The following is a 913-nucleotide window of genomic DNA, read 5'->3' as shown; positions in this document are numbered from 1 at the left end:
TAGAGCATCTGACTTTTAATCAGAGGGTCGACAGTTCGAGCCTGTCACGACTCATTAGTCAATTTAAAGTTGACAGTAACATACATATATGGTAGTATAATTAAGTCGTTTGTAAGAGCAAATGAAAGTTTGCCGACTTAGCTCAGTTGGTAGAGCATCTGATTTGTAATCAGAGGGTCGGGCGTTCGAATCGTCTAGTCGGCACCATATTATGCGGAAGTAGTTCAGTGGTAGAACATCACCTTGCCAAGGTGGGGGTCGCGGGTTCGAATCCCGTCTTCCGCTTGTCAGAGTTTTGCCGGGGTGGCGGAACTGGCAGACGCACAGGACTTAAAATCCTGCGGTAAGTGATTACCGTACCGGTTCGATTCCGGTCCTCGGCATTTTCATTTATATATTGCACCCATAGCGCAATTGGATAGAGTGTCTGACTACGAATCAGAAGGTTGTAGGTTCGACTCCTACTGGGTGCATATTTCATCGGGAAGTAGCTCAGCTTGGTAGAGCACCTGGTTTGGGACCAGGGGGTCGCAGGTTCGAATCCTGTCTTCCCGATAGGATGAGAAAACATCTTTTTATTTTTAAATAAATCAAATCGCGGTGTAGCTCAGCTGGCTAGAGCGTCCGGTTCATACCCGGGAGGTCGGGGGTTCGATCCCCTTTGCCGCGATAAGTCATTTGTATAGAGCTTGGACCTTTAGCTCAGTTGGTTAGAGCAGACGGCTCATAACCGTCCGGTCGTAGGTTCGAGTCCTACAAGGTCCATTATACTAAAATATTGTATAATGCATGTTAGGTATAATTGGCGCTTTAAATTATGGAGGATTACCCAAGTCTGGCTGAAGGGAACGGTCTTGAAAACCGTCAGGTGGGTAAAACCACGCAAGAGTTCGAATCTCTTATCCTCCTTTTT

Annotated in this window: 8 tRNA genes; all 8 read left to right on the top strand. The window is 46.5% G+C overall.

The features are described 5' to 3' along the window. The first annotated feature begins 131 nt into the window (after positions 1-131). The 8 genes from FC81_RS09505 to FC81_RS09470 all read left to right on the top strand — a co-directional run bounded on the left by FC81_RS09505 (position 132) and on the right by FC81_RS09470 (position 909). Positions 132-207 (top strand) — tRNA-Thr (locus FC81_RS09505). A gap of 6 nt (positions 208-213) precedes the next feature. Further along, positions 214-285: transfer RNA gene (locus FC81_RS09500), tRNA-Gly, on the top strand. Positions 286-297: 12 nt separating this feature from the next. Beyond that, positions 298-383 (top strand) — tRNA-Leu (locus tag FC81_RS09495). Between the two features lie 16 nt (positions 384-399). Continuing rightward, a tRNA-Arg gene (locus FC81_RS09490) sits at positions 400-473 on the top strand. 8 nt (positions 474-481) lie between these two features. After that, positions 482-555 (top strand) — tRNA-Pro (locus FC81_RS09485). A gap of 41 nt (positions 556-596) precedes the next feature. After that, positions 597-670 (top strand) — tRNA-Met (locus tag FC81_RS09480). Between the two features lie 21 nt (positions 671-691). After that, a tRNA-Ile gene (locus FC81_RS09475) sits at positions 692-765 on the top strand. Between the two features lie 54 nt (positions 766-819). Then, positions 820-909, top strand: a tRNA-Ser gene (locus FC81_RS09470). Positions 910-913: the final 4 nt, after the last annotated feature.

The organism is Liquorilactobacillus capillatus DSM 19910 (genome assembly GCF_001434915.1).
Taxonomy (GTDB): Bacteria; Bacillota; Bacilli; order Lactobacillales; family Lactobacillaceae; genus Liquorilactobacillus; species Liquorilactobacillus capillatus.
The sequence above is the reverse complement of the archived record's forward strand: the minus strand, read 5'-3'. Positions and strand labels throughout refer to the sequence as shown.